General features: G+C 70.8%; 23 protein-coding genes. 14 read left to right on the top strand and 9 right to left on the bottom strand.

The genetic code is table 11. From position 1 onward, the window contains the following. Positions 1 to 89: 89 nt before the first annotated feature. Positions 90 to 1,262, bottom strand: a complete 1,173-nt coding sequence (locus OG611_RS20850; protein WP_266422319.1) for an acyl-CoA dehydrogenase family protein — start codon at positions 1,260 to 1,262, stop codon at positions 90 to 92. Between the two features lie 365 nt (positions 1,263 to 1,627). Between OG611_RS20850 and OG611_RS20845 the strand changes: the two genes are divergently transcribed. The 10 genes from OG611_RS20845 to OG611_RS20800 all read left to right on the top strand — a co-directional run bounded on the left by OG611_RS20845 (position 1,628) and on the right by OG611_RS20800 (position 15,134). Then, a complete protein-coding gene (locus tag OG611_RS20845; RefSeq protein ID WP_266422317.1) occupies positions 1,628 to 2,905 on the top strand; it encodes a glycoside hydrolase family 18 protein in 1,278 nt (425 codons plus the stop codon). A gap of 119 nt (positions 2,906 to 3,024) precedes the next feature. Further along, entirely contained in the window at positions 3,025 to 4,473 is a 1,449-nt protein-coding gene (argG, locus tag OG611_RS20840; protein ID WP_266422315.1) for an argininosuccinate synthase, read from the top strand. A 224-nt stretch (positions 4,474 to 4,697) separates the two neighbouring features. After that, positions 4,698 to 6,071, top strand: coding sequence for an alkaline phosphatase (locus OG611_RS20835; RefSeq protein WP_266422312.1), 1,374 nt, complete (start codon positions 4,698 to 4,700; stop codon positions 6,069 to 6,071). A gap of 1,127 nt (positions 6,072 to 7,198) precedes the next feature. Continuing rightward, on the top strand, positions 7,199 to 8,398 hold the full coding sequence (locus tag OG611_RS20830) for an aminotransferase class V-fold PLP-dependent enzyme (RefSeq protein WP_266422310.1): 1,200 nt from the start codon (positions 7,199 to 7,201) through the stop codon (positions 8,396 to 8,398). Then, entirely contained in the window at positions 8,383 to 9,711 is a 1,329-nt protein-coding gene (locus OG611_RS20825) for an extracellular solute-binding protein (RefSeq protein WP_266422308.1), read from the top strand. Before OG611_RS20830 ends, OG611_RS20825 begins: the two co-directional genes overlap by 16 nt. A 5-nt stretch (positions 9,712 to 9,716) precedes the next feature. After that, a complete protein-coding gene (locus OG611_RS20820) occupies positions 9,717 to 10,679 on the top strand; it encodes a carbohydrate ABC transporter permease (protein WP_266422306.1) in 963 nt (320 codons plus the stop codon). Beyond that, a complete protein-coding gene (locus OG611_RS20815; RefSeq protein ID WP_266422303.1) occupies positions 10,676 to 11,491 on the top strand; it encodes a carbohydrate ABC transporter permease in 816 nt (271 codons plus the stop codon). The genes OG611_RS20820 and OG611_RS20815 overlap by 4 nt, the downstream gene beginning before the upstream one ends. Positions 11,492 to 11,496: 5 nt before the next feature. Next, positions 11,497 to 13,350 carry a glycoside hydrolase family 36 protein gene (locus OG611_RS20810; protein WP_266422279.1) on the top strand — a complete coding sequence of 618 codons (1,854 nt, stop codon included), beginning with the start codon at positions 11,497 to 11,499 and terminating at the stop codon, positions 13,348 to 13,350. A 58-nt stretch (positions 13,351 to 13,408) separates the two neighbouring features. Continuing rightward, positions 13,409 to 14,437, top strand: coding sequence for a LacI family DNA-binding transcriptional regulator (locus OG611_RS20805; protein WP_266422276.1), 1,029 nt, complete (start codon positions 13,409 to 13,411; stop codon positions 14,435 to 14,437). 169 nt (positions 14,438 to 14,606) lie between these two features. Beyond that, positions 14,607 to 15,134: a GNAT family N-acetyltransferase gene (locus OG611_RS20800; RefSeq protein WP_266422273.1), complete on the top strand. Its 528-nt coding sequence runs from the start codon at positions 14,607 to 14,609 to the stop codon at positions 15,132 to 15,134. A gap of 309 nt (positions 15,135 to 15,443) precedes the next feature. Here OG611_RS20800 and OG611_RS20795 read toward each other — a convergent pair whose 3' ends face one another. Beyond that, positions 15,444 to 16,787 carry an endonuclease domain-containing protein gene (locus OG611_RS20795; protein ID WP_266422271.1) on the bottom strand — a complete coding sequence of 448 codons (1,344 nt, stop codon included), beginning with the start codon at positions 16,785 to 16,787 and terminating at the stop codon, positions 15,444 to 15,446. Between the two features lie 165 nt (positions 16,788 to 16,952). Continuing rightward, on the bottom strand, positions 16,953 to 17,141 hold the full coding sequence (locus OG611_RS20790; RefSeq protein WP_266422268.1) for a hypothetical protein: 189 nt from the start codon (positions 17,139 to 17,141) through the stop codon (positions 16,953 to 16,955). 217 nt (positions 17,142 to 17,358) lie between these two features. On the opposite strand from OG611_RS20790, the gene OG611_RS20785 reads away from it, so the two are divergent. Then, complete coding sequence (locus OG611_RS20785; RefSeq protein ID WP_266422266.1) at positions 17,359 to 17,769, top strand: hypothetical protein; 411 nt, start codon at positions 17,359 to 17,361, stop codon at positions 17,767 to 17,769. A gap of 244 nt (positions 17,770 to 18,013) precedes the next feature. Here OG611_RS20785 and OG611_RS20780 read toward each other — a convergent pair whose 3' ends face one another. From OG611_RS20780 to OG611_RS20770, 3 genes are all read right to left on the bottom strand, one after another. Next, a complete protein-coding gene (locus tag OG611_RS20780) occupies positions 18,014 to 18,496 on the bottom strand; it encodes a hypothetical protein (protein WP_266422263.1) in 483 nt (160 codons plus the stop codon). Further along, positions 18,484 to 18,624, bottom strand: coding sequence for a hypothetical protein (locus tag OG611_RS20775; protein WP_266422260.1), 141 nt, complete (start codon positions 18,622 to 18,624; stop codon positions 18,484 to 18,486). The genes OG611_RS20780 and OG611_RS20775 overlap by 13 nt, the downstream gene beginning before the upstream one ends. Before the next feature lie 216 nt (positions 18,625 to 18,840). Continuing rightward, positions 18,841 to 18,981: a hypothetical protein gene (locus tag OG611_RS20770; RefSeq protein ID WP_266422257.1), complete on the bottom strand. Its 141-nt coding sequence runs from the start codon at positions 18,979 to 18,981 to the stop codon at positions 18,841 to 18,843. A 60-nt stretch (positions 18,982 to 19,041) separates the two neighbouring features. On the opposite strand from OG611_RS20770, the gene OG611_RS20765 reads away from it, so the two are divergent. After that, on the top strand, positions 19,042 to 19,428 hold the full coding sequence (locus OG611_RS20765) for a tyrosine-type recombinase/integrase (RefSeq protein ID WP_323180262.1): 387 nt from the start codon (positions 19,042 to 19,044) through the stop codon (positions 19,426 to 19,428). Here OG611_RS20765 and OG611_RS20760 read toward each other — a convergent pair. After that, positions 19,334 to 20,692, bottom strand: coding sequence for a peptidase C39 family protein (locus OG611_RS20760; RefSeq protein ID WP_266422254.1), 1,359 nt, complete (start codon positions 20,690 to 20,692; stop codon positions 19,334 to 19,336). The genes OG611_RS20765 and OG611_RS20760 overlap by 95 nt on opposite strands. A gap of 175 nt (positions 20,693 to 20,867) precedes the next feature. Here OG611_RS20760 and OG611_RS20755 point away from each other — a divergent pair, with 175 nt between their 5' ends. After that, positions 20,868 to 21,497, top strand: a complete 630-nt coding sequence (locus tag OG611_RS20755) for a uridine kinase (protein WP_266422251.1) — start codon at positions 20,868 to 20,870, stop codon at positions 21,495 to 21,497. Positions 21,498 to 21,858: 361 nt separating this feature from the next. After that, on the top strand, positions 21,859 to 23,772 hold the full coding sequence (locus tag OG611_RS20750; protein WP_266422249.1) for an AAA family ATPase: 1,914 nt from the start codon (positions 21,859 to 21,861) through the stop codon (positions 23,770 to 23,772). Between the two features lie 110 nt (positions 23,773 to 23,882). Here the strand turns inward: OG611_RS20750 and OG611_RS20745 are convergent, their stop codons facing one another. Together OG611_RS20745 and OG611_RS20740 are read right to left on the bottom strand one after the other, a co-directional pair. After that, positions 23,883 to 24,989, bottom strand: a complete 1,107-nt coding sequence (locus OG611_RS20745; RefSeq protein ID WP_266422246.1) for a hemolysin family protein — start codon at positions 24,987 to 24,989, stop codon at positions 23,883 to 23,885. After that, complete coding sequence (locus OG611_RS20740; protein ID WP_266422243.1) at positions 24,986 to 26,350, bottom strand: hemolysin family protein; 1,365 nt, start codon at positions 26,348 to 26,350, stop codon at positions 24,986 to 24,988. Before OG611_RS20740 ends, OG611_RS20745 begins: the two co-directional genes overlap by 4 nt. Between the last annotated feature and the right edge of the window lie 14 nt (positions 26,351 to 26,364).

The following is a 26,364-nucleotide window of genomic DNA, read 5'->3' as shown; positions in this document are numbered from 1 at the left end:
GGGCGCGGACCGGACCCTGCCGGGCCGCCATGACCAGGAGTGGCACCGGATCATGGCGACGCCCGTGTGGTCGGACCGGCCGCTGCGGGTCAGCGCGTCTCAGGACCCGCGAGGTGGCGCGCGATGACCATCCGCTGGATCTGATTGGTGCCCTCGACGATCTGCAGCACCTTGGCCTCGCGCATCAGCCGCTCGACGGGGAAGTCGAGGGTGTAGCCGTATCCGCCGAGCACCTGGACGGCGTCGACGGTGACCCGCATGGCCGTGTCCGTGCAGAACAACTTGGCCATGGCCGCCTGGCGCGAGAAGGGCTTGCCCTCGTCGCGGAGCCGGGCCGCCTCCAGGTAGAGCGCCCGGCCAGCCTCGATCTGGGTGGCCATGTCGGCGAGCATGAAGCGCAGCCCCTGGAAGTCCGCGATGGGGCGGCCGAACTGCTCCCGCCCGGTGGCGTAGCCGACGGCCTCGCTCAGGGCGGCCTGGGCGACGCCGATCGCGCAGGCGGCGATGCCGAGCCGCCCGGAGTCGAGCGCGGACAGGGCGATGGCGAAGCCCTGGCCCTCCTCGCCGATCCGGCGCGCGTCGGAGACCCGTACGCCGTCGAAGTTCAGCTGGGCGGTGGGCGAACCCTTCATGCCCATCTTCTTCTCGGGGACGGCCGCGTCGAGCCCCTCGGCGTCGCCGGGGACCAGGAACGCGGTGATCCCGCGGGCGCCCTCGGCGCCGGTGCGGGCCAGGACCGTGTAGAAGTCCGCGATGCCGCCGTGGGTGATCCACGCCTTGGTGCCGGTGATGACCCAGTCGTCGCCGTCCCGTACGGCCTTCGTACGGAGCGAGGCGGCATCGGAGCCCGCGGCGGGCTCGGAGAGGCAGTAGGCGCCCAGCAGGCCCCCTCCCAGCATCGCCGGGAGGTGTTCGGTCCGCTGCTCCTTGGTGCCGTATCCGGCGACCGCGTGGCAGGCGAGGGAATGGACGCTGACACCGAGGCCGACGGTGAGCCGGGCGGTGGCGAGCTCTTCGAGGACCTGGAGGTAGACCTCGTACGGCTGGTCGCCGCCGCCGTACGCGGAGTCGTAGGGCAGTCCCAGCAGTCCGGAGTCGGAGAGCAGCGTGAAGACTTCGCGCGGGAACCGGCCCGCTTCCTCCTCCTCCGCCGCCCGGGGCGCGATCTCTCGCTGGGCGATGTCGCGGACGAGCGCGACGAGTTGCCTGGACTCCTCGGTGGGCAGACGGCGTTCCACCAATTGCGGGGCACGGTCGGTCATGACGGCGCTCTCCTCCCTGTCGGGCGTTGCGACGGTCGCGCGCGCGGGGTGTGGGCGGCGCCGCCGGGGGCTTCCGGGCGCGACCCGGAAAAGCACTGCTGCGCCGGCCTCGTCGGATTACGACAGCTGCCGGCCAGCGGCTGTGGCGGCTTGAGTATGCCCGATCGGACGATATCCGTCACGGGGTGACCGGGCGACTCGGCACCGGACGGAACGATCAGCGGGATTGGTCCGAACCATTGACCTGACTGGTCTAGTCCATCTACGGTTCCAACCGGAACAGCCTTTGCGCGTTCATGCCAAGTCCATGCGATGGCCGACCACCTGCCCCCACAAGCAAGTTCCCTCCCCCACGAGGAGACAAGATGTTCGGACCGCATCGTCCCCGCGCCCGCTTCCGGGCGCTCGCCGCAGCCGCCTGTACCGCCACCCTCGGCGCCGCCCTGCTGGGTGCCGCGGGCACCGCGTCGGCCGGCGCGACCCCCACCACCACCACGCGGGCAGCGGCCCCCGCGTCCGCCGACGCCGCCCCCACAGCGGCCGGCGACAAGGTGGTGGGATACTTCACCAACTGGGGTGTCTACCAGCGCAATTACCATGTCAGGAACATCGAGACCTCCGGCTCGGCCGACAAACTCACGCACATCAACTACGCCTTCGGCAACGTCACTGGCGGCAAGTGCGCGATCGGCGACTCGTACGCCGACTACGAGAAGGCGTACACGGCCGACCAGTCCGTCGACGGCGTGGCGGACACCTGGGACCAGGATCTGCGCGGCAACTTCAACCAGCTGCGCAAACTGAAGAAGCTGCACCCGGACCTGAAGGTCATCTGGTCGTTCGGCGGCTGGACCTGGTCCGGCGGCTTCGGCGAGGCGGCGAAGAACCCGGCCGCGTTCGCCGAGTCCTGCTACAACCTGGTGGAGGACCCGCGTTGGGCCGATGTCTTCGACGGCATCGACATCGACTGGGAGTACCCCAACGCCTGCGGCCTGACCTGCGACACCAGCGGGCGCGAGGCCTACGGCAACCTGCTGGCGGCGCTGCGCACCAAGTTCGGGACGAGCAACCTGGTCACCTCGGCGATCTCCGCCGACGCCTCCGACGGCGGCAAGCTCGACGCGGTCGACTACGGCGGCGCGGCGAAGTACGTCGACTGGTACAACCCGATGACGTACGACTACTTCGGCGCCTGGGACGCGAAGGGGCCGACCGCCCCGCACTCCCCGCTCACCTCCTACGACGGCATCCCGAAGGACGGTTTCAACAGCGAGGCCACCATCGCCAAGCTGAAGGCCCAGGGCGTCCCCGCCGCCAAGCTGCTGCTCGGCATCGGCTTCTACGGCCGCGGCTGGAGCGGCGTCACCCAGGACGCACCCGGCGGCACCGCCACCGGCGCCGCCCCCGGCACCTACGAGGCCGGCATCGAGGACTACAAGGTCCTCAAGAACAGCTGCCCGGCCACCGGCACCGTCGCCGGCACCGCGTACGCCCACTGCGGCACCAACTGGTGGAGCTACGACACCCCCGCCACCATCGGCACCAAGATGAACTACAAGAACCGGCAGGGCCTCGGCGGCACCTTCTTCTGGGAGCTGAGCGGTGACACCACCGACGGCGAACTGATCAAGGCGATCGACTGAGACCGTCCGCTCCGCGGAACACGGATCGGGGCCACGTGGCCGGGTGAGTCCGCCCGGCCGCGCGGTGCGTCACCAAGAGCAATGTTGCATGATCATGCGAAGTGATGCATAGTCTTGCCATGTCCAAAGTCCTCACCTCCCTCCCCACCGGCGAGCGCGTCGGCATCGCCTTCTCCGGCGGACTCGACACCTCCGTCGCCGTCGCCTGGATGCGCGACAAGGGCGCCGTCCCCTGCACGTACACCGCCGACATCGGCCAGTACGACGAGCCCGACATCGCGTCCGTGCCCGGCCGCGCCTCCGCGTACGGCGCCGAGATCACCCGGCTCGTCGACTGCCGTGCCGCCCTGGTCGAGGAAGGGCTGGCGGCGCTCGCCTGCGGTGCGTTCCACATCAAGTCGGGCGGGCGCCCGTACTTCAACACCACACCGCTGGGGCGGGCCGTGACCGGCACGCTGCTGGTACGGGCGATGCTCGAGGACGGGGTGCAGATCTGGGGCGACGGCTCCACGTTCAAGGGCAACGACATCGAGCGGTTCTACCGGTACGGGCTGCTCGCCAACCCGCACCTGCGGATCTACAAGCCCTGGCTGGACGCGGACTTCGTCACGGAGCTCGGCGGCCGCAAGGAGATGTCCGAGTGGCTGCTCGCGCACGGGCTGCCGTACCGGGACTCGACGGAGAAGGCCTACTCCACGGACGCCAACATCTGGGGCGCCACGCACGAGGCCAAGACCCTGGAGCACCTCGACACCGGCGTCGAGACGGTCGACCCGATCATGGGCGTGCGGTTCTGGGACCCGTCGGTGGAGATCGCCACGGAGGACGTGACGGTCGGCTTCGACCAGGGCCGCCCGGTCACCATCAACGGCAAGGAGTTCGCCTCCCCGGTCGACCTCGTCATGGAGGCCAACGCGATCGGCGGCCGCCACGGTCTCGGCATGTCCGACCAGATCGAGAACCGGATCATCGAGGCCAAGAGCCGCGGCATCTACGAGGCGCCCGGCATGTCGCTGCTGCACATCGTCTACGAGCGCCTGGTCAACGCGATCCACAACGAGGACACCCTGGCCGCGTACCACAACGAGGGCCGGCGGCTCGGCCGGCTGATGTACGAGGGCCGCTGGCTGGACCCGCAGGCGCTGATGATCCGCGAGTCGCTGCAGCGCTGGGTCGGCGCGGCCGTCACCGGCGAGGTGACGCTGCGGCTGCGGCGCGGCGAGGACTACTCGGTCCTCGACACCACGGGCCCGGCGTTCAGCTACCACCCCGACAAGCTCTCCATGGAGCGCACCGAGGACTCGGCGTTCGGCCCGGTGGACCGGATCGGCCAGCTCACCATGCGGAACCTGGACATCGCCGACTCCCGTGCGCGGCTGGAACAGTACGCGGGCCTGGGCCTGGTCGGCACCGGCCACCCGACGCCGATCGGCGCCGCGCAGGCCGCCTCGACCGGCCTGATCGGCGCGATGGACCAGGGCGGCGCCCAGGCGATCGCCTCGCGCGGCGAGGCCACGGACGAGGAGACGATGCTGGACCGTGCCGCGATGGAGTCCGGCACGGACTGATCCCGGCCCCGGCCGAACGCATCCGGGCAGCGGGCCCCGGCGGATTCCGTTCCGCCGGGGCCCGCTGCCGTACGGCCGTGCTCGCGACAGCGGGCCGGACGGGCGGGCTCCTCATGCCATGTTCCGGCAGGACGGACGCGGCTTCGACGTCACCGGTGGTTCACCCGCCGCTGATGAGGTGATCGTCGTCGGTGCTCCCCGCCGACCGGATCAAGGAGATTTCCATGCCCAGACAGCGCCTGTCCCGCAGTCACCTGACAGCCACCGGTGCGGTCCTCGTCGCCACCGCCACCGCCGCCGTCGCCCTCACGGCGACGGCCGGTGCGTACGGCACGAAGGAGCACGCGAAGGACGCCATCAAGGGCGGCAAGGCGAAGAACGTCATCCTGCTCATCGGTGACGGCATGGGCGACTCGGAGATCACCCTCGCCCGCGACTACACCGTGGGCGCGGCCGGCCGCCTGAACATGGACAAGTTCCCGCTGACCGGCGCGTACACGACCTACGCCGTGCACGCGGACGGCACACCGGACTACGTCACCGACTCCGCGGCCAGCGGCACCGGCTGGGCGACCGGCGTGAAGACCGTCAACGGGCGGATCTCCAAGACGCCGGGCACCGACAAGGCCGTGCCGACCATTCTGGAACTGGCGCAGAAGGGCGGCTACGCGACCGGCTCGGTGACCACCGCCGAGCTGACCGACGCCACCCCGGCCGTCCTCGCCTCGCACGCCACGGACCGCTCCTGCCAGGGCCCCGCCGACATGGCCAAGTGCCCCACCGACACGATCGCCAAGGGCGGACCCGGCTCCATCGCCGAGCAGAGCGTCAACCACAAGGTCGATGTGCTCCTCGGCGGCGGCCAGCAGCGCTTCGACCAGAAGGTGACCGCCGGCAAGTACAAGGGCCTGACCGTCACCGAGCAGGCGCGGAAGCTGGGTTACCAGGTCGTCACCGACAACGCCTCCCTGAAGTCGGTCAAGGGCGGCAAGCCGGTGCTCGGGCTCTTCGCGCCCGGCAACGTTCCCACCGAGTGGACCGGCAAGGCCGCCGCGGTCGGCGGGACCGCCCCGCAGCGCTGCGTGACGTCCAACCCGAACCGGCCCTCCGGCACCCCGAACCTCGCCGACCAGACCACCAAGGCCATCCAGCTCCTGGAGGCGAAGCAGAAGCGCCAGCACAGCAAGAAGGGCTTCTTCCTCCAGGTCGAGGGCGCGTCGATCGACAAGCAGGACCACGCGGCCGACCCGTGCGGCCAGATCGGCGAGACCGCGGCGTTCGACCGCGCGGTGAAGACGGCCCGTGCATACGCCGCCAAGCACCCCGACACCCTCGTCGTCACCACCGCCGACCACGGCCACAGCAGCCAGATCGTGCCCCTGGAGGCCCAGCCGCCCGGTCTGTCCTCCACCCTGGTCACCGACGAGGGCCAGCAGATCAAGGTGAACTACTCGACCAACCCGCCCGGCGAGTCGCAGGAGCACACCGGTACCGAGGTCCGGATCGCGGCTCAGGGCCCGCAGGCCTACCGCGTCCTGGGCGTCACCGACCAGACCGACCTGTTCGCCACGATCCGCGAGGCGCTCCGGGTGCGCTGACCACTCGGGAAAACGTTCCCGGCCCCGTCGGCACGAGCAGCATGCCGGCGGGGCCGGGACGTGTACCGGCTCAGGCCCTCGGAGGTGTGGCCGTGGCGCCGCGCCTGCTCGCAGCGGGCCGAACGACTTCAGCACCCGGCGCTGAGCCGGTGCCCTGACCAGCGCTTTTCTATCTTTCAGCGCTGTCAGTGCCTTCCCTGCCTGCACAGCGAAAGTCCCTGGAATCTCCCCGGTACAGACGTGAAATTCCCTGAAGAGTCCCTGGGACGGCCGCGCCCCAGCGTGCCTTGGTGGCGCACCGAACCGCTTCATGGGTCTGCCCGTCTCCGGCTTCGGTGGCGGGGCAGGCCCGCCGCGCCTTCGCTGAGTCGTCGACAGCGCTGAACCCCGAGACCAATGTCGATCCGAACCAGCTCGGAGGCGTCTCCCGCCCTTCCGCGCCTGGGATTTCCAGGGGCTCTCAGCACTGTCCGAGACACCGAAGCAGCGGACGGTCCGTCCCATCGCCCGCGCGCCGGGAAGCCTCGCATGTCCACCGGCGAGGAGCATCGGAGTCCGGAGAAACATCGCGCCGCGACGGCTCGGCCCCGACCCGGATCGGCCCGCCGACCGTGCGCGTCACCGACGCCGAGATCCGGCTTCACCACCGTCCTCGCCGCCGCCCGGAACCAGCTCGTCCTCGCTACCAGCGTCCTTTACGGCACCGACATCGTTCTCCTCGGGCAGGTGCTGAATGCGGCGGGCCGGCGACCGCAGGGTGTGGCGGGCACCGCGACAGGTCCGGCGGCCTCCAGCTCGGCGCACCGCTTGAACAGGTGCGGGTTGGTCAGCCCCGCGAGCGACTCGCGCAGGGCGGCGTCGGCGCAGCGCCGACTCTCCGGCCGGGCTGACGATCCGGCGTCTGCCGAGCGAAGTGCTGCAGGACGGCAGCGCTCGGCTCTCGTCGAAGCGGAGCCCTTGCTGGTGAACCGCCCGCCGCCCGCCCGCGCGGGGCCTGCGGCCGGCTCGCCGGAAAGCAGTTGCGTCGAACCTCTTGTCGAGTCGATCTGATCTCCCTAATGTGAACCTTCAAATCCCCGGAAAGTACGTGCAGCAAGCTCTGTTAGGGCAAATTTTTGAACGATCAAATGCATCAGACACCCGAAGCCGCCACCCCTGCGGCCCCCGGTCCGGCTCCCGCCCGCGGTCCGATGGTGGGCTACCTCGACTACGCCAGGGTCGGCCCGCTCTCCCGCCCGGCCGCCGCAGCGCTCGCCGACGCGACCGCGCTCGCCGCCCGCGTCGACCCCGCCGACCTCGACCGGCTGTTCGCCCTCGGCAACGCCGCCCTGACCTCGGCGGCCCGGCTGCTCGACGCCCGTCCGCACGAAATCGCCCTCGCCCCGTCCACCAGCAATGGCCTGTTCACCGTGGCCGCCGCGCTCCACGGCCCCGGCACCGTCCTGGTGCCCCGTGGCGAGTTCCCCGCCAACCTCTACCCCTGGCTCCGCTTCGCCGGCCGCGGCGGCCCCGCCGTCCGTCTCGTCGACCCGGCCGGGCAGCGGCACATCACCCCCGACCTCCTGCGCCGCCACCTCACTCCCGATGTCACCGCCCTCACCGTCAGCGCCGTCGACTCGCTCACCGGACACCTGGCACCGCTCGCCGCCCTCAAGGAGGTCCTCGGGCCCGGCCGACTGCTGATCGTCGACGCCATCCAGGGCCTGGGGGCCGTCGCACTCGAAGCGGATGCCGCCGACATCCTCGTCAGCGGCGGCCAGAAGTGGCTACGGGCCGGCTGGGGAGCCGCACTGCTACTGATCCGTGACCGGTGTGCCGAGAACCTGGCTCCCGGGCTCGGCGGCTGGGCCGGCGTCGCGGATCCCTTCGCAGCGAGGCATCCGGCGCCGCCGCTGCCCGGCGCCGCCGCCCACCTCGCCACCAACCCGGACTTCCCGGCCGCCGCGGCCCTCGGCGCGGCGATCGACGACCTGGTCGGCCAGGGCGGACCGGCCGTCGTCGGCGGTCGCATCCGCGCCGTCCTCGACGAACTGCTCGATCGTGCACGCCGGGCCGGTGCCGAGGTCCTGCTGGACGGGCTCGGGCCCCAGGAGCGCGGCGGCATCGGCGCTTTCCGGCTGCCCGGTCATGATCCCGCCTCCGTCCACCGCGCCCTCGAAGCGGGCGGAGTCATCACCACCCGCCGCGACGAGTGGATCCGGCTGTCTCCCCACGCTTCGACCCCCGACGCCGCGGCGGACCTGCTCACCGAGGCGCTGCACGCCTTCAACCGCCCCACGTCCCACTCCATGTCCCACTCCCAGGAGCCCACATGTCCCACCAACTGAGCCGCCGCCGTCTGCTTCAGCTCGCCACCGCCTCCGTCGCCGGACTCGGCCTCACCGCCTGCGGCGACAACGGATCGGGCAGCGCCGGAGGCGACGGCGACAGCGGCAGGATCACCGTCTGGAGCTGGACCACCGCGGCCGAGGGCCTGCGCAGCGTCGTCCCCTCCTTCGAGCGGGACAACCCCGGCATCAAGGTCGACGTCCAGGACGTCGGCAACCCGGCCATCTGGGACAAGATCACCGTCGGCCTCGCCTCGGGCGGCAAGGGCCTCGCGGACGTCCTGCACATCGGCGTCGACTACCTGCCCGGTTACCTGGACAAGTTCCCCGACGGCATCGCCGACCTGTCCAGGCTCGGCGCCGACAAGTACAAGGACGCCTTCGCCAAGGGTCTGTGGCCGACCGTCATAGGCAAGGACAAGGCCGCCCACGCCCTCCCGTGGGAGGTCAACCCGCTCGGTCTCTTCTATCGGCACGACCACTTCGAGAAGGCCGGTGTCGACCCCGCCGACATCAGCGACTGGAACGACATGACCGCCGCAGGGTCGAAGATCCTCGACGCCACCGGTGTCCGGCTGCTCGGGCTCGACAAGACCGGCGCCACCCAGGACATGGACTTCTTCCAGAACCTGATGCAACTCCAGGACGTCTTCTACTTCGACCAGGACGGGAAGATCACGCTCGCCTCCCCGGCCGCCGTCAAGGCCCTCACCATCATCAAGCGGCTCAACGACGCCGGTCTGATCGCCGACACCGCGGGCCAGGGCACCGAGAAGCGCCTGCTCAGCCAGGGGAAGCTCGCCACGTACGCGGAGGCGGCCTGGGCCGTGGAGTATCTGGCCTCCACGTTCCCCGAGCAGAAGGGGAAGTGGCGCTCCATGCAGCCGCCCGCCGCCGTTCCCGGGGGCAAGCGCAACGCCATCGTCAACTCCACCTACCTGACCGTCTCCGGCTCCAGCACGCGCCGCAAGGCCGCCTGGCAATTCATCGAGTACGCGCTCACCAAGCCCGCCCAGATCAACCGGATGTTCGCCTCCGGCGGCGTCTTCCCCGCCCTCAAGGCGGCGTACGACGACCCGAAGTTCAGCGCACCGCACCCCTTCTACGGCGGCCAGAAGGTGCTGAAGCCCTTCGTCGAATCGCTCTCCGCCGACGCCCGGGCCACCAACTTCACCGGCGACTACGCCCGCGCCCTCAAGTTCGCCAGCGACGCCCAGAGCCAGGTACTGATCAAGGGCGCCGACCCGGCCGACGCCCTCAAGAAGGCCGCCGAGCAGCTTGCCCAGCAGACCGGTCGGCAGCAGGCGGTCTGACCACCATGTCCCTCGCCCCGTCCGAACACGCTCCCGCCACCGCCACCGCCACCCCGGCCGGCCGCGGCACCACCAACCGGACCGGCCTCACCCGCCCGGGCCGCCGCCGACTGCTGACCCGCACTTCCGTCCCGTACCTGCTGATCATGCCCGCCGTGCTGGGCTTCGCGATCTTCAAGGCGTACCCCATCGTCGCCTCGCTCTGGATCAGCCTCACCACCGGCAACGGCGCCGGTCGGCACTTCACCGGGCTCGACAACTACCAGCGCCTGCTGGATGACCCGCTGTTCTGGACCGCGCTGAAGAACACCGCGCTGATCCTGGTCGTCCAGGTGCCGCTGATGCTCGGCCTCGCCCTGCTCGTCGCCCTCGGCCTCAACTCCACCAAGGTCTGGCTGCGCCCGCTCTGGCGGCTCGGCGTCTTCGTCCCCTCGCTGACCGGTCTGGTCGCCGCGGGCGTGATGTTCTCCGTGATCCTCAACCGCGACGCCGGACTGTTGAACTGGGTCCTCTCCCTGTTCGGCATCGACCGGGTGAACTGGCTCGGCAGCCCCTTCTGGGCCCGCGTCGGCGTCGTCCTCGTCATCACCTGGCACTACACCGGCTACAACGCGGTGATCTACCTCGCCGGCCTGCAGGGCATTCCCCAGGAGCTGTACGAGGCCGCGAAGGTCGACGGCGCGGGACCGATCCGCCGCTTCGTCTCCATCACCCTTCCCCAGCTGCGCCCGATCCTGCTCCTCACCGTGGTGCTCTCCACCATCGGCACCCTGCAGCTCTTCGACGAGCCGTACGTCCTCACCGGCGGCGGCCCCGACAACGCCACCTTGACGGTCACCATGTACCTCTACAACAACGGCTTCAAATACTTCGACTTCGGCTACGCCTCGGCTCTCGCCTACGCGCTCGCGCTGATCGTGGCCGTGCTCGGCCTCCTGCAGGTCCGCCTGATGGGAGAGCGCAAGTGAAGCGCCGCAGCCTCCTCGTCACCCTGCTTCTCGCGGGCGCCTTCGGGCTCTGCGTCGGTCCGTTCTACTGGCTCGCCATGGCCGCCACGCAGGAGAACAGCGAGGTGTTCTCCTGGCCGCCGAAGCTGCTGCCCGGCGGTCACCTCATGGAGAACCTCCAGGGGCTCCAGGATTCCATCGGGCTCACCCGCGTCCTGTTCAACACCGTGCTGGTGGCGGGCGTTCAGACGGTCGGCGCGGTCGTCGTCTCGGTCCTCGCGGGCTATGCCTTCGCCAAGTTCGAGTTCCGCGGGCGCAATCTGTTCTTCGTCCTGCTGCTCAGCACCCTCGTCCTCCCCGACACGGTGATGCTCATCCCGATCTTCGAGATGATGATGAAGCTGGGCCTGATCGACTCCTACCAGTCCGTCATCCTCCCCGGCCTGGTCACCCCGTTCGGCATCTTCCTGATGCGGCAGTCACTGCGCTCCATGCCCGACGAACTCCTGGACGCGGCCCGCGTCGACGGCGCCGGCGAACTGCGGGTGCTGTGGCGGATCGTCATCCCGGTCAACCGGCCCGTCATCGCGGCGCTCGCGCTGTTCGTCTTCCTCGGCGGCTGGAACCAGTTCGTCTGGCCGCTGATCGCACTGCGCAGCCCCGACATGTACACGCTGCCCGTGGCCACCGCCACCCTGCAGGGCCTTGCGACCACCAACTACGCGCAGGTCCTGCTCGCCGCCGCCATCGCCGCCGTCCCCGTGATGGCCCTCTTCCTCGTCCTGCAACGCCAGTTCATCTCCGGCCTGCTGGCCGGGGCCACCAAGGAGTGATCACGATGACCACCGAAGCACCCGCGGTCCCGCAGCAGCCCGTCCCGGCCTGGCGCCCCAACACGCCGGCCGACGCGACCCCCGACACCGTCGTCCACCAGCAGCTCGCCACCGGGCTGCTCCACGGTGCCGACGCCCCGCTCACCGTCCACCTCACCGGGCTCGGCTGCGACCGGCTGGAGACCGCCGTCACCCCGGTCGGCGACGGCGTGGCCCTGATCGAGGTCACGGCGTCGGCCGCGGCCACCGTCCGCGCCGAATGGCGGATCCCCTGCGTCGGGGCCACCGCCTACTGGACCCCGGACACCAACGCCTCCCGCTGGCTGCCGCCGTCCTGGGTCGCCCCCCGGACCGTCTCGCTCGCCCTGGGCGCCCCCGTCGCCAGTCTGGTCGGCGCCGACGACCGCGCTCTGTGCACCACCGCCGCCGGCGAGACCTCCGCACCCGTGCGCGTCGGCGCCGGTGTGGTGGAGGAGAGCGGCGAGTTCGCCTTCACCGTGGAGCAGGACCTCACCCCGGACGGGCCGCCGCTGCGGCTGCGGATCGACCTCAGCAACCGCCACTTCGCCGCCACCCTGCAGGCCGTCACCGAATGGTGGGCCGAGGGCCTGGACCACCCCGGCATCGCCCCCGCCGCCCGGATGCCCGCCTACTCCACCTGGTACAGCCTCCACCAGAACGTCGACACCGCCGCCGTCGAACGCCAGGCAGCCCTCGCCGCGGCCGTCGGCTGCGAGAGCATCATCGTCGACGACGGCTGGCAGACCACCGACCGCGCCCGCGGCTACGGCCACTGCGGCGACTGGGAGCCCAACCCGGCGGCCTTCCCCGACCCCGCGGCCCACGTCGCCGAGGTCCACCGGATCGGCCTCGCCTACCTCCTCTGGTACGCGGTGCCGTTCATCGGCCGGCACAACGACGCCTGGGACCGCTTCCGGGGCATGATCCTGCGCGAGGAGCCCCACCTGGACGCGGCCGTGCCCGACCCCCGCCACCCCGAGGTCCGCGCCTACCTGGTCGAGAAGGTCTCCCACGCCGTCGAGCAGTGGGACATGGACGGTCTGAAGCTCGACTTCATCGACCGCTTCGCCGTCACCGACCCTCCGCCCGCCCCGGCCGGCGCCGACCGCACCGCCGTCCACGATGGCGTGCTCCAGCTGCTCGCCGACCTCGACACCCGTCTGCGCCGCACCCGGCCGGACGTGATCGTCGAGCACCGCCAGCCGTACGTCAGCCCGGGGCTGTGGCCGTACGCCACCATGGTCCGCGCCACCGACTGCCCGCTCAGCCCCACCACGAACCGCCAGCGCACCATCGACTGCCGGCTCACCGCGGGCCCGCTCGCCGTCCACGCCGACATGATCACGTGGCACTCCGCCGAAACGCCCGAGTCCGTTGCCGTCCACCTCGTCAACGCCCTGTTCTCGGTGCCACAGATCTCCGTCGACCTCGCCGCCCAGAGCCCTGACCAGCTCGCCACCCTGCGCTTCTGGCTCGGCGTCTTCCGCCGGTACGCCGATGTCCTCCAGCTCGGCGTCCTGGAACCCGCGCGACCGGACCTCGGCTACCCCCTGGTCCGCGCCCACGACCACCACACCACCGTGGTCGCACGCTACGCGCCGCTGCCCGTCGCCCTCCCGGACCGGCGCGCCGCGGACGGCCCGCAGACCCTGCTCGTCGCCAACGCGGACCGCGACCCCGTGGTGCTCCTGACCGCCACCCGACCGGAACAGACCCTCGCCCGCGTCCAGGACTGCCGTGGTGAGATCCTGTCGGAGACCGTGCTCGACCTCGTCGCCGGGGTGAACTCGGTGACCGTGCCGACCGGTGGCCTGCTCACCCTGACCCGCGAGCACTGACGACCGGGGGCCGGGGGCGGCCACCCGCCGCCCCCAGCCCGCCGACCACAGAGGAACGATGACCGCTCGACAGGTGACCATCGAGGACGTCGCACACGCGGCCGGAGTCTCCCGCCAGACCGTCTCGAACGCTCTCAACGCACCCCACCGGCTGCGCGCCACCACCCTCGCCCGGGTCACCGCCGCCATCGACGAACTCGGTTACCAGCCCGACCAGTCCGCCCGCAGCCTGCGCACCGGTACCCGCAAGGTCATCGGCTATCCCGCCCCCGCCGACAACCCCGCCGACCCCAACCCCCTGATGGGCGGCTTCCTCCAGGCGCTGGTGACCGCCGCCGACGCCATCGGCCACCGCATCCTGGTGTTCCGCTCCGACCCCCAGCAGGGCGCCGCAGCAGTCACCAGGTCCTTCAACGGCCTGATCGCGGCCCGCCAGATCGACGGGTTCGTCCTCTCCGACGTCGTCCACGACGACCCCCGCGTCGACGTGCTCACCGAGGCCGGCTTCCCGTTCGCCGCCTTCGGCCGCACCGCCCCCGGGCGCCCGCAGAACTGGGTGGACATCGACTCCACCGCCGCCACCGCCGCCCTGACCGGACTCCTGCTCGACCAGGGCCACCGCCGGATCTGCTACCTCAACTCCGCCGCGTCCCTGCCCTGGCTCGCCGACCGCAGGGCCGGCTTCCTGCAAGCCGCGGCCGCCGCCCCCGACGGCGCCTTCGAGGTCGGCGTCCCCGACGACGACCCGGCCGCGCTCTCCCACGCCGTCGAGCGCCTGCTCACCGGCCCCGACCGCCCCACCGCCCTGGTCTGCGCAAACGACTGGCTCGCCCTGTCCGCCTACCAGGCCGTCCGCGCCGCAGGCCTGGTCGTCGGCGACGACGTCGCCGTCACCGGCTTCAACGACATCCCGCTCTGCACGCTGCTCCAGCCCGCCCTCACCAGCGCGCGCCTGCCCCTGGCCGCCATCGCCCACGTCCTCGTCGACCGGCTGATCACCGCCGTCGAGGACCCCGCCGCCGTCCCGGCGAGCGGGCTGCTGCTTCCTGCGGAGCCGGTCGTGCGCGGCAGCACGCCGGGGCGGTAGCGGCGGCCGCCGGCCGTCACACCGACTCGGCGGCCTTGCGCAGCAGGACGACCGACACCTGCGGTCCGTCCGCCCTTGCCACGGCGGCGGACCGATCGAGCTCGACTACGGGCTGAAGCCGATGAGGGCCGCGCGAAGTGCTCGCGGGTCATCGTGAAGGAAGGCCGCTATGACCCACGTGATCGAAGCCCCCCACGCCGAGGACGCCGAGTCTCTGGGGCCTGTGCAGTTGAGGGCCTGGCTGCAGACGTATCCCAACGAGGAGGCAGGGATAGACGAGAGTTGGATACATGAGCACCGAGGATCCTCCGCCACCGCGGAAGGGATCGCTCAGTGGCGGGAGTTCATAGTGGCGGCGAAGCAACGGCCGGATCTGCTGTTCTGCCGCGTCGTCCGCTCCGGTACGCAGATCGTCGGTTTCCTCTGCGGCCGCCGGGACGACGTGGTCACCCTCGGGCCGATGTATCTGCTGAACGAGGCCCAGGGCGAAGGTGTCGGGGGGCGAATGATGAGCGAATTCCTGGCCTGGGCAGGAAGCGCACCCATGCGCGTATGGGTCACCGAGTACAACGAGCGCGCGGTCCACTTCTACGAGCGCTACGGATTCAAGGCCACGGGTGAACGAGAGATTTGGCGAGGAAGGCTGCCCAACGTGCGCATGATCCGCAACTCCACGTCGAGTGACAACCTCTGCTGAGCCGCCCGGTTCCGGACTCGCTGCGACGTGAGGGACAGCTTCACCCGGGTCGGGCTCTTCCAGTTCTTGGTGACTCGATGTCGTCTGCGGCACTGCCGTGATGCCCTGGCGCCTACTTCGAGCGGATGGAGCCGCGCGGTCCTGCAGTGACCCGTTCCCGGCACCCTTGGTGACAAGCAGCGCGCCGATCTTGTGACGCACACCGCGCCGCGGGACTCTGCTGCGCATTTCGCTGGGGCGTGCGGGATGACCGTGTCGGGGCCAGCAGCTGCGAGGTGACGGTGGGGTGTCAGGTCTCCCGGTGCCCGCTCAAAACAGTTCTAGGTCCTCGCCGCTGGTGTCCGCGATGACTGGCCGGAACTGGGCAGGGAGGCCGTCCAGGCGGTCAGGACCGGCCGCGGCGGCCACGGCAGGGGCCGTCTCGGCCAACCAGGCACGAAACCGCTCGGCGGCTTCGCGGTAGGGGACTCGCGCCAGGACACGGTGCTCGCCGGAGGGGCAGAAGTCGACGGCGACGGTGAGCAGGCAGGAACGGGGCGCGTTCTGACTGCCCGTCCAGGACACGCGCAGGACACCGCAGGGCTTGCGCCCGCGGGGGGCGCGGTGGGTCGGGCGCAGCGATCGGCAGGCTATGTGGGCGGTCCATGCGGCGAGATGCGGCAGGGGCAGGGTGGTGCGTGCGCGGCAGCCGGGGCAGCGGTGCCAGTGGCGGAGCCAGTCGTCGGTGTCGGTGCGGAAGAGGCGTGTGTATCGGTTCGCCACGCGGATGTCGTTGCTGTACAGGTGGTCGGGGCGTTCCTGCGTGTTGCAGGACTGGCAGACGGGGGCGCGGACGTAGCCGTGTTCGTGGCAGTGGTCGAGCACGGTGGCGGGCGCAGTGCGGCAGACGGCGCACGCCCACCCGGCCACCCTGCGGGAGGTACCGGGCTTCCTGCTGAGCACCGAGTACAGCTGGCCTTCCAGCTCTTTGTTGTACGGGCGCAGTGAGGCGGTGGGACCCTCGGGGCCCGTCGTCTGCCGACCGCCGGCGTCTCGGGCCTGCCGGGGGTGGGAGGGCGGCTCGGTGACGGCTGCGCATGCCTGGCGGGTCTGCGCGGCTTGCACCCACTGCGTTTCGGCGTGCTCGGCCGCGTCCAGCAGCCTGACCACAGCGCGCGGCAGCCACCACGTGCGCTGCGTCCCGTCGCGGGTCTGCTCCACGAGTATCTGTCGCCAGTCGATCCCCGCCAGAAGGTACGGCCGGCCGACTTCACGTCGTGCTGCCCGCTCGGGGCCGCCCAGCTCCTGCAGTTCCCCCTTGATGCGCTGGCGCCAACGCAGCGGCGTTTCCTCGTTGCACTCCTGCCTCGGCGCCCCACGAAACGGACCGATGCGGACCAGGTCCTGCCGATCCATCCCAACCGCGTTCAGTTCCGCGGCCGCCCGGCGCACCTCAGCCTCCGGAACACTCCACTGACCGTTGCTCGCCCTCACCGTCGCCACCACATGGCCGCCGAGCAGGACATACCTCACCTGGGCACGGGCAGGAGAGCAGGTGAATGCCCCAGAAGCCGTCGGCACAGCACTGTCGGCCGTCAAATCGACCCACAGAGCGTCCGCGGCAACCAGGGTGATCAGGCCGTCCGTGCGACCGGGCATGACACGCTCTGACATACCGACAGGCTAACGGCCTGCAACGCGGCAACGGATCCCAAGCGCCTCGGTCAGCCGGGCCGCCGCCCGCAACTCCATATTCCTGAGCATCTGGTTCGTCAGCACCTCCCGTGCCCGTAGCCTCACCACCAGAACGTCAAGAACCGGGCAAGTCGCCCTCGCGCATCAGCGGTCCCCGAGGACACGGTCGAGCTGGAGGAGGGCCTTACCCGCGACATGCGCGGCATCGGCCACCTCGGGACCGGCGACCTGGAGGTACGCGTCTCCTCGGCGGCCGACCTGGAGAAGGCGGGCCCGCTGGGAGCCCGCCTCCCTCGCGGGCTGGGACGTCGCCGCCCACCTGGGTCTGGCCACCACCGAGGGGCACCTCGCCTCCTGGCCCGCCGCCCCGGACGACTGGCCGCGCCTGGTCCGTCCGACCGTCCACGAGGTGATTGGCCTGTGCGCCGCTCTCGCGTTCGCGACCGACGCCCTCGACCTGTCGAATCGCCTCGCCGAGGTCTGACCGAGAGCCGCAGAAGGCCGCCCCGTGCCGATCGGGCAGGGGCGACCTTGCCGTACGCCCAGCCACGTGTTGCGTACGCTCATCCAGACGAACGAAGAGGACACGATCGCCGACGACCAGCAACTCTGGGGGTACCCGGAGATCGCCGCCCACCTGGGCATCAGCCTCCGCGCCGCCCGCAGCCGTGAGAGCCGGGGCAGCCTGCCCGCGCCCGACGACGACAGCGTGCCTGACCGGCCCCGCTGGAAGCCAGCCACGTTCCAGGGCTGGAAGTCTGTCGGCCGAGGGTTCCGCAGCGACCTGCACGGATCCAACTCGCCGATGCCGTCTTCTCCATTCCCCTCGCCCGACAACGCTGTGCTCGGGGTGCTCGTCGCCAACGCCATCGTTTCGGTCCGCAACGGCGAAGCCTCGGTGGAGGAGGCGATCCTGCACGAGGCGGTCCATGGCTGGTACGAGGGCCATATTCCAGGGTGAGGACGTGTGCCGCGGGTGCGGCTTCCGGGGAGAGCTGCCCAAGCACAGCAATCGCAGCTGAGCAGGAGCAATGCGTCTGAGGGACTTGCGACCGCACGAGCAGTGGTGGTCCGCCTTCTAGGCAGGCCTCGAAAGGCACCGTACGGCTCGTCTTCGGCTGCCCGGTCCCTCCACCATGAGTCGCGTACGCCAGGAAGCCCGCGCCCCCGGTGGGGCGCGGGCTTCCTGGCGTGCGCGGGGTGGGTCAGACGGTGCCGGGTTCCTCCAGCGCCACCACGACCATCACCGGAAGATCGGCGTCCTGCTGGATCACACCGGCGGTCAGGATCCGGCCGTCTAGGGTCCACTTCTTCACCGTGATGAACTCGTCTCTGTCCTCCGCCGTCTGCTCGGCCTCGGCGAGGCGGCCGGCGAGAGAGGATTCCTCGATCTCGGGCAGGAAGTCGGCCAGCGCCTGCTCCCCCTGCTCGTAGACGGCTTCCACGTCGTCGAAGTAGCCCGACTCGTCGACGTCGCGGATCCAGACGGCGAACGAGACGCTGACCGCCCCGCCGCCGAACGTCTGGATCCAGCCCCCGACGCCGTCCTTGTCCCACGACGTCTCCACACCGTCACGGGGCTTGCCCCCGGGCGTCCACTCCTGGGCCGAGAACCGCGCCGCCACACCCTCGGCGGTCAGCGGAGCCATGTCCCTGAGCTCTTCCAGCATTGCGATCACTGCAGCCATGAACTCATTCCACTCATGCCGTTGCCGGGCACGTGATACGCCTTCAGCTGCCCGCTGGCATAGGCCTCTGGGAATGCCTTGGACAGCACTTCGTTCACACGCGCGGCACCCCATTCGTTGGACACCATATAGCGGACCTCCTTGCCTGCGAGATCCTTGTTGAGGGCGAGCAGCTTGTCGGTCTGTGTGGTGAATCGGCTCTCGTCTTAATACTTGGAATCGGGGTTGTACGGGGATTTCTCCCATTCACCAAGGTTGTCACCGCCGGTCCACTTCGCCTCCGTGATCCAGCCGTCCCGCGGGCCGCCGTCGACGTGGACCTCCCGGCCGTCCGGCTGGATCCACTACTGCTCGTAGCTCTGGTCGGTGACGAGCCGCTGGTACCGGTACGACGGGCGTTCGAGCAGCTTGTCCGTCAGCCAGCCCAAACCTTTGAACTGCGAGTACGGAGACAGACCGCGGTGGTCCCAGGTGAGGGCGACCACTTCGAAACACCGAAAAGAAGGCGAGTGGCGCGATATACCCGTACCTAATTCCCTTCAGCCATCGGTGGACTTCCGGTCCATAACGCAAGTGGCGGCCTGCCGTATCCCGATCTTCTGCGTAAGTCGTGGGATCGGGCCATCAGGCGACTCGGGCTGCCCGAATACAACCCGCACGATGTGCGACACAAGTGGGCCACCGTGACCTTGACGAGCGGCGTGTCCATTCACGAAGTGTCCCGCTGGCTCGGGCATCGCTCGATCAAGGTCACGGTGGACAAGTACGGCCACCTCGCCCAGGACGGCCGGGAACGCTGCCGTCAGGCGGCCGAGGCGGCCGTGGCTCCGCACATGCTCAGAGCAGGCCGAACGACTTCAGCACCCGGCGCTGAGCCGGTGTCGGCCGGGCGGGCCAGTAGAGGTAGCAGACCCCGCCCGTACCGCTTCTGACCTTGCCGTTCGCGTCGTAGCGCTTGGTGCGGAGCCAGATGTTCTCCCACTCCCTGCGCTTGTAGACCCGGCGCACGGCCTCGTTGCTCGGCGAGGCCGGGTCGTTCGCGATCACGTCGCCGTCCGCGGTGAACCCGATCACGGTCATCAGGTGGCCGGAGGTCCCGTATCCCGCGCCGGTCAGCTCCTCCTTGAGGAAGGACTGCGACGTTATGGCCGGGATGCCCGCGCGGATCAGCGTCTCCAGGTCCGCGAGCGAGTCCAGCCGGGTCACCGCCGCGCTCATCTCGTCGTACGTCGCGGCGTACGCGGCGTTGAACGGCCAGTTGCCGCAGCCCTCGTACTGGTAGTCGTAGGTGAACCTGGCGGCGTGGCAGACCTGCGGGTCGGCCAGGCCGGGCTTGACCCAGGCGAGCTCCTCGGCGGTCGGGCGGCGCCCCCAGTACTCGATGATCATCTGCGAGGAGGTGGGGCTGCACCAGGCCTCGCCGCCGTTGTCGTACTCGGGGTACTGGCCCGCGTGGACGTTCTGCGAGTAGCGCGGCACCCGCAGCTCCCGGGCGAGGCCGGGGGTACTGGCCGGCACGGTGAAACGGTCCGGGATGTCGGACGCCATCGCGCCGAGCCGCCGGACGGTGGGCGTCAGGCGGCTGCCCGGGGTGCGGTGGAGGGTGAGCCGCAGCCGGTACGAGACCAGTCGCAGTCCGCTCGCGGGGTCGTCCACCGAGAAGGTGTCGGTCCAGACGGAGCTCTTGCCGTCGGTCTGGTCGTCGACGGAGGTACGCCGGATGTCGCCGTCGCCGGCGGCCCAGCGGCCCATCACGTACCAGGGTGTCGAGGTGCTGTCCGAGTAGCGGCCCTGGAGCTCGATCTGGATCCAGGTGCCCGCCGGGGTCTCCGCGTTCCAGGAGGCGATCACCTCGGTCGCCGGGACCGTGGACCGGTGGACCGGAGAGGTCCAGGTCGCGTACTCCCAGGTGGCGGTCGTGCCGGTGTGCGGATCGGTGTAGTCGGTGCGCCCCTCGGCGTGTCCGATCACCAGACCGGGGCGGCGGCCCGCGACGGCGCGCGTCCCGGTGCCGGAACCGGCGCGCCAGTCGGTGTAGGTGTGCCAGGAACCGTTGTCCACGGCAGGGCCCGCTGCCGTGGAGGCGTCGGACAGAGCGGCGGCGGTCGCGGGGCCGGCGGACGACACCGCGCCGGCGGTGGCCGCTGCCGCGAGCGCGGCAGTCAGCACGGTTCTGCGTGAGGTCGGTCTGTTCATGGGCGAGACCCCCGGTCGTAGACGGAGTGGGGCGGCAGGTGCACGACAGTGCGCCAACTATCGCGGGTCGTGGCCGGATCCGGCCAGCGATTCGACTCGCGTCGGTAAACCAATATTGGTCTGGTCCACTGGCGTGACCTGCGGCTGCTCCGGCGCGGCTCGTAGGCTGGTGGACATGAACGACCTCTCGCCCCTCGCCGCGCGGCTGCGCGCCCTGCCGCCGTCCTGCGGGCCGGTACGGCTGATCGCCGTCGACGGCCACGCGGGGTCGGGGAAGAGCACCTTCGCCGCCCGCCTGTCCGCCGCCCTCGACGACGCCCCGGTCCTGCATCTGGACGACCTGGCCACCCATGGCTCCTTCTTCACCTGGGTGGACCGGCTGCGGGAGCAGGTGCTCGGGCCACTGGAGCGCGGCGAGTACGCGCGGTACGCGCCGTACGACTGGACCGCGCGGCGTTTCGGAGCACCGTGCGGGCTGGAGCCCGCACCGGTGGTCCTGATCGAGGGGGTCGGGGCCGGCCGCCGGGCGCTGAGGCCGCGGCTGGCCCGGCTGTTGTGGATGGATCTCGCCGCCGCGGAGTCCTGGGAGCGCGGCCGCCGCAGGGACGGGCCGGCGCTCTCGGAGTTCTGGGACGGGTGGACGGCGGCCGAGGCGGAGCACTTCTCGGCCGATCCCTCACGCTCCCACGCGGACTCTCTGGTACGGCAGTTGCCCGTGGGGTACGAGTTGCTGGAGGGACCCGGAACGGAAGCAGGAGCGAACCATTCCGTCACCGAACGTGAGCGCAGCGCTCCGTCGTATTGAATGGTGAGAAATCGCCCCGCAAGTGCCTCAACTCTGCTTGACCCGGGGGCGGTACAGGTCTTACGTTCTCAATGTGCGGCTTTTCGGAGCCCCCATGGACGCGAAGCCCCCGATTGTTCCCCCGTGATCGGGGGCTTCGTTCTGCCCTCGCGCCCCCTCCCCCACGCCGGTTCGGTGGATTCCGCTCACCCTGGGTCACGGTCTCCCTTCCGCCTGCGGCGCACTTAGTCGCACACTCCCTGCGCAGGTACGATGCCTCTCGGTGCGGTCAATTCCCGTCCGCGGCAAAGTGATTCGGCGCGCCCGGGTGGGCAGAATCGTGCGGCGGGACATCCTGGGGGCACGGTTTGTGGGGGACCAGATGGACATCGGCACGCAGGGCGCACAGGCCCCGGCCGACCTCGCCTGGCTGCGCGGCGTGGACGCCTACACGATGGGCGCCTACCCGCAGGCCGAGGAGGAGTTCAGGGCCGCGGTTCGCCTCGATCCCGGCATGGCGGACGGCTGGCTCGGCCTCCATGCCCTGAGGGTCGACACGACGACCGCGCTGCTGCGCATGTACCACCATCGTGAGCGCTTCGGCGAGCAGCGCACCCGCCATCGGCGCACGCTCAACTCCTGGTACTGGCTGGGCTGGTGGGTGCAGCCGGTCCTGGAGAGCGCGCGCGATCTGCTGCTCGCGCACGCCTCGCACTGGCTGGACGGCCGCCATGTCCCCGAGCTGGACCGGGCGCTCGCGGGCCTGCCACCGGTGGACGCGGACCCGCAGGTGCGATTTCTGCATGCCTGCCGCTCGTATCTGGTCAAGGACTGGGAGCAGCTCGTACGCAACACCGAGCAACTGACGGACGATCCGCTGCTCGGCATCGAGGCGGGGCTGTTCGGCGGCATGGCGCGGGTGCGGCTGGAGATGTACGGGCAGGCCGAGCCGCTGCTCTCCACCGCCCTGATGCGCTGTCGCAGCGAGCAGCCGCAGCGCAAGGAGCTGCGCTACTGGCTGGCCCGTGCGCACGAGGGCACCGGTCGCAGCGCCGCCGCCCTGCCGCTCTACCGGGCGGTGCACCGCATCGACCCCGCGTTCATGGACACCTCGGCGCGGCTCGCCGCCATCGCCGACTACGACGGCCTGGAGGGCTCCGACGAGGCCGCGGGGCTGGCCGCCGTGTCGCTGGCCGGGCTCGGCACGGACAACACCGTGTCGGAGGCCCAGCCGGAGGCGGATCCGCTGCTCGGCGCCGATCCGCTGGACGGCCGGGAGCTGCGGCCCGGCGGTGAGGGGCCCGGTCTTCCGGGTATCGGAATGCCGCCGCCGTCCGGCGGGGCCCGGCGCAGGGCGGCAGTGCCCGGACAGCCGCGGTCCCCGTTCCCGGCGGGGCCCAGCGATCCGGTGCTGCTCGCCGAGGCGCTGGCCGAGCTGGAGCGGATGGTGGGTCTGGAGCCCGTCAAGCGCCAGGTCAAGGCGTTGTCCGCGCAGCTGAACATGGCGCGGCTGAGGTCCGGCCAGGGGCTGCCCGTGCAGCCGCCGAAGCGCCATTTCGTCTTCTCCGGCCCGTCCGGCACCGGCAAGACCACGGTGGCCCGCATCCTGGGCCGGGTCTTCTACGCGCTGGGACTGCTCGGCGGCGATCATCTGGTCGAGGCCCAACGGGCGGATCTGGTGGGCGAGTTCCTCGGCCAGACCGCGGTCAAGGCCAATGAGCTGATCGACTCGGCGCTCGGCGGGGTGCTTTTCGTCGACGAGGCGTACAGCCTCGCCAACAGCGGTTACAGCAAGGGCGACGCGTACGGCGACGAGGCCCTGCAGGTCCTCCTCAAACGTGCGGAGGACAACCGGGACCATCTCGTCGTCATCCTCGCGGGCTACCCGGAGGGCATGGACCGGCTGCTGGCCACCAATCCGGGGCTCTCCTCGCGCTTCACCACCCGGGTGGACTTCCCGAGCTACCGGCCGCTGGAGCTCACCTCGATCGGCGAGGTGCTGGCGGCGGAGAACGGCGACGCGTGGGACGAGGAGTCCCTGGACGAGCTGCGTTCCATCAGCAGCCATGTCGTCGAGCAGGGCTGGATCGACGAGCTGGGCAACGGACGGTTTCTGCGCACCCTGTACGAGAAGAGCTGCGCCTACCGCGATCTGCGGCTCTCCGGCTATGCGTCCGTGCCGAGCCGGGACGATCTGGCCACTCTGCGGCTGCCGGACCTGATGCAGGCGTACGGCGAGGTGCTGTCCGGCCGGGGGCCGGTGGACCGGGGGCCGCAGGAGCCGCCGGCCCTGTGAGTCCCCGGCTGCCGGAGGGACCGGGCGACGGTCCCTCCGGCGACCCGGAAGGTGTTGCTGGGGCGTGCGTGTCAGACCCCACGAGACAGACGGGACTTCTCGAACGCGCCCTAGCGGACCGACGCGGTGAGTTCGCCGTAGCCGGTCGTCGTGCTCGCGGGCTCCGCTGCCCGGCGCGGGACCCCGACCCGGTGGGCCGGGTCCCGCACCTCGCCGACGAGCATCTCCAGGACGTCCTCCATGGCGACCAGGCCGAGGATCCGGCCGGACGCGTCGGCGACCTGTGCCAGGTGCGTCGCCGCCCTGCGCATCACGGTCAGGGCGTCGTCCAGGGGCAGTTCGGCCCGTACGGTCGCCATCGGGCGCCATACGTGCTGGGGGACGGCCCGCTCGCCGTCCTCCAGGTCCAGGACGTCCTTGACGTGCAGATAGCCCATGAACGGACCGCCGCCCTCCGCGCACACGGGAAAGCGCGAGTAGCCGGTGCGCACGGTCAGCTCCTCGATCCGGTGCGGAGTGACGGACGGGTCCACGGTCACCAGGGAGGCCCGGCTGAGCAGCACGTCGGTGACCGGTCTGCTGCCGAGCTCCAGTGCGTCCTCCAGCCGCTCCTGTGCCTCCGGCTCCAGCAGTCCGGCCTGGCCGGAGTCCTCGACGAGCCGGTTGAGCTGCTCGCTGGTGAAGACGGCCTCCACCTCGTCCTTCGGTTCGACTCCGAAGATCCGGAGCACCAGCCGGGCGCAGGCGCCCAGTGCGGCGGTGACCGGGCGACAGAGGCGGGCGAAGCCGACGAGTCCGGGGCTGAGCCAGAGCGCGGTCTTCTCCGGCGCCGCCATCGCGAGGTTCTTCGGGACCATCTCGCCGATGACGAGGTGGAGGAAGACCACGAAGACGAGCGCCAGGACGTAGCCCAGCGGATGGATGAGGCCCTCGGGCAGGTGGACCGCCTGGAAGACCGGCTCCAGCAGATGGGCGACGGTCGGTTCGGCGACGGCGCCGAGGGTCAGTGAGCAGACGGTGATGCCGAACTGGGCGGCGGCCATCATCTGCGGCAGGTTCTCCAGTCCGTACAGCACCTGGCGCGCCCGGCCCGACCCGGCCGCCGCGAGCGGCTCGACCTGACTGCGCCGTACGGAGACGAGGGCGAACTCGGCACCGACGAAGAAGCCGTTCGCCAGCACGAGGAGCGCGGCGAAGAGCAGTTGGACCAGGCTCATCGCACGGCCTCCAGGAGCTCATGGGCCACCGGGGCCCCGGCGCCGGCCGACTCGGCCGTGCGCACGAAGCGGACCTTCTCGGCGCGGTAGTGGCCGACCTGGCGGACGGAGATCCGCCAGCCGGGCAGCTCGGCCCGGTCTCCGGGGGCGGGGATGCGTCCCAGCAGATCGGCGACGAGTCCGGCCACGGTCTCGTACGGTCCGTCGGGGACGTCGAGTCCTATCCGGCGCAGGGTGAGAACTCGGCAGCTGCCTTCGGCGTCCCAGGCCTGGCGGCCGTCCTCCGCGGTGGCGGGGGCCAGTTCGGGCCGGTCGGCGCCCTCGGCGTCGTGCTCGTCCCTGACCTCGCCGACGAGCTCCTCGATGATGTCCTCGAGGGTGACGACTCCGGCGGTGCCGCCGTACTCGTCGACCACGACGGCGATCGGCTGCTCATTGCGGAGTCGCTGGAGCAGCTGTTCGACGGGCAGGGTCTCCGGGACCAGCAGCGGCGGTACGGCGATCCGTCCGGCCGGGGTGCGCAGCCGGTCCTGGGCGGGCACGGCGAGCGCGTCCTTGAGGTGGATCATGCCGACGACCTCGTCGATCCGCTCCCGGTAGACGGGGAAGCGGGAGAGGCCGGTGGCGCGGGTGAGGTTGAGGACGTCCTGTGCGGTCGCCGAGGACTGCAGGGCGCTGACCTTCACCCGGGGGGTCATGACGTGCTGGGCGGTGAGCCCGGCGAGCGACAGGGTCCGTACGAAGAGATCCGCGGTGTCCTGTTCGAGGGTGCCGGCCTCGGCCGAGTGCCGGGCCAGGGAGACCAGCTCCCCGGGGGTGCGGGCGGAGGCCAGCTCGTCGGTGGGTTCGACGCCCAGCAGCCGCACCAGCCGGTTGGCCACGGTGTTCAGCAGGCTGATCACCGGCCGGAAGACGGCGGAGAAACGGTGCTGGGGGCCGGCGACGAACCGGGCGACCTGGAGCGGCCGGGAGACCGCCCAGTTCTTGGGCACGAGTTCGCCGATCACCATCTGGACGGCGGAGGCCGCCATCATCCCGATCACCACGCTGACGCCGGGGACCGCGCCGTCGGGCAGCCCGGTCGCGGTGAGGGGGCCCTCCAGCAGCTGGGCGAGCGCCGGCTCGGCGAGCATGCCGACGACCAGTGAGGTGATGGTGATGCCGAGCTGGGTGCCGGAGAGCTGGAAGGAGAGTTCACGCAGGGCTTCGACGACGGTGCGGGCCCGTCGGTCGCCCTCGGCCGCGGCGCGCTCGGCGTCCGGCCGTTCCACCGTGACGAGCCCGAATTCGGCTGCCACGAAGAATCCGTTGGCGAGGATGAGAAGGAATGCCGCGCTCAGAAGCAGCAGGGGGGTGGTCATGCCGCCGCCTCCGG

The organism is Streptomyces sp. NBC_01363 (assembly GCF_026340595.1).
Lineage (GTDB): Bacteria > Actinomycetota > Actinomycetes > Streptomycetales > Streptomycetaceae > Streptomyces.
The sequence above is the reverse complement of the archived record's forward strand: the minus strand, read 5'-3'. Positions and strand labels throughout refer to the sequence as shown.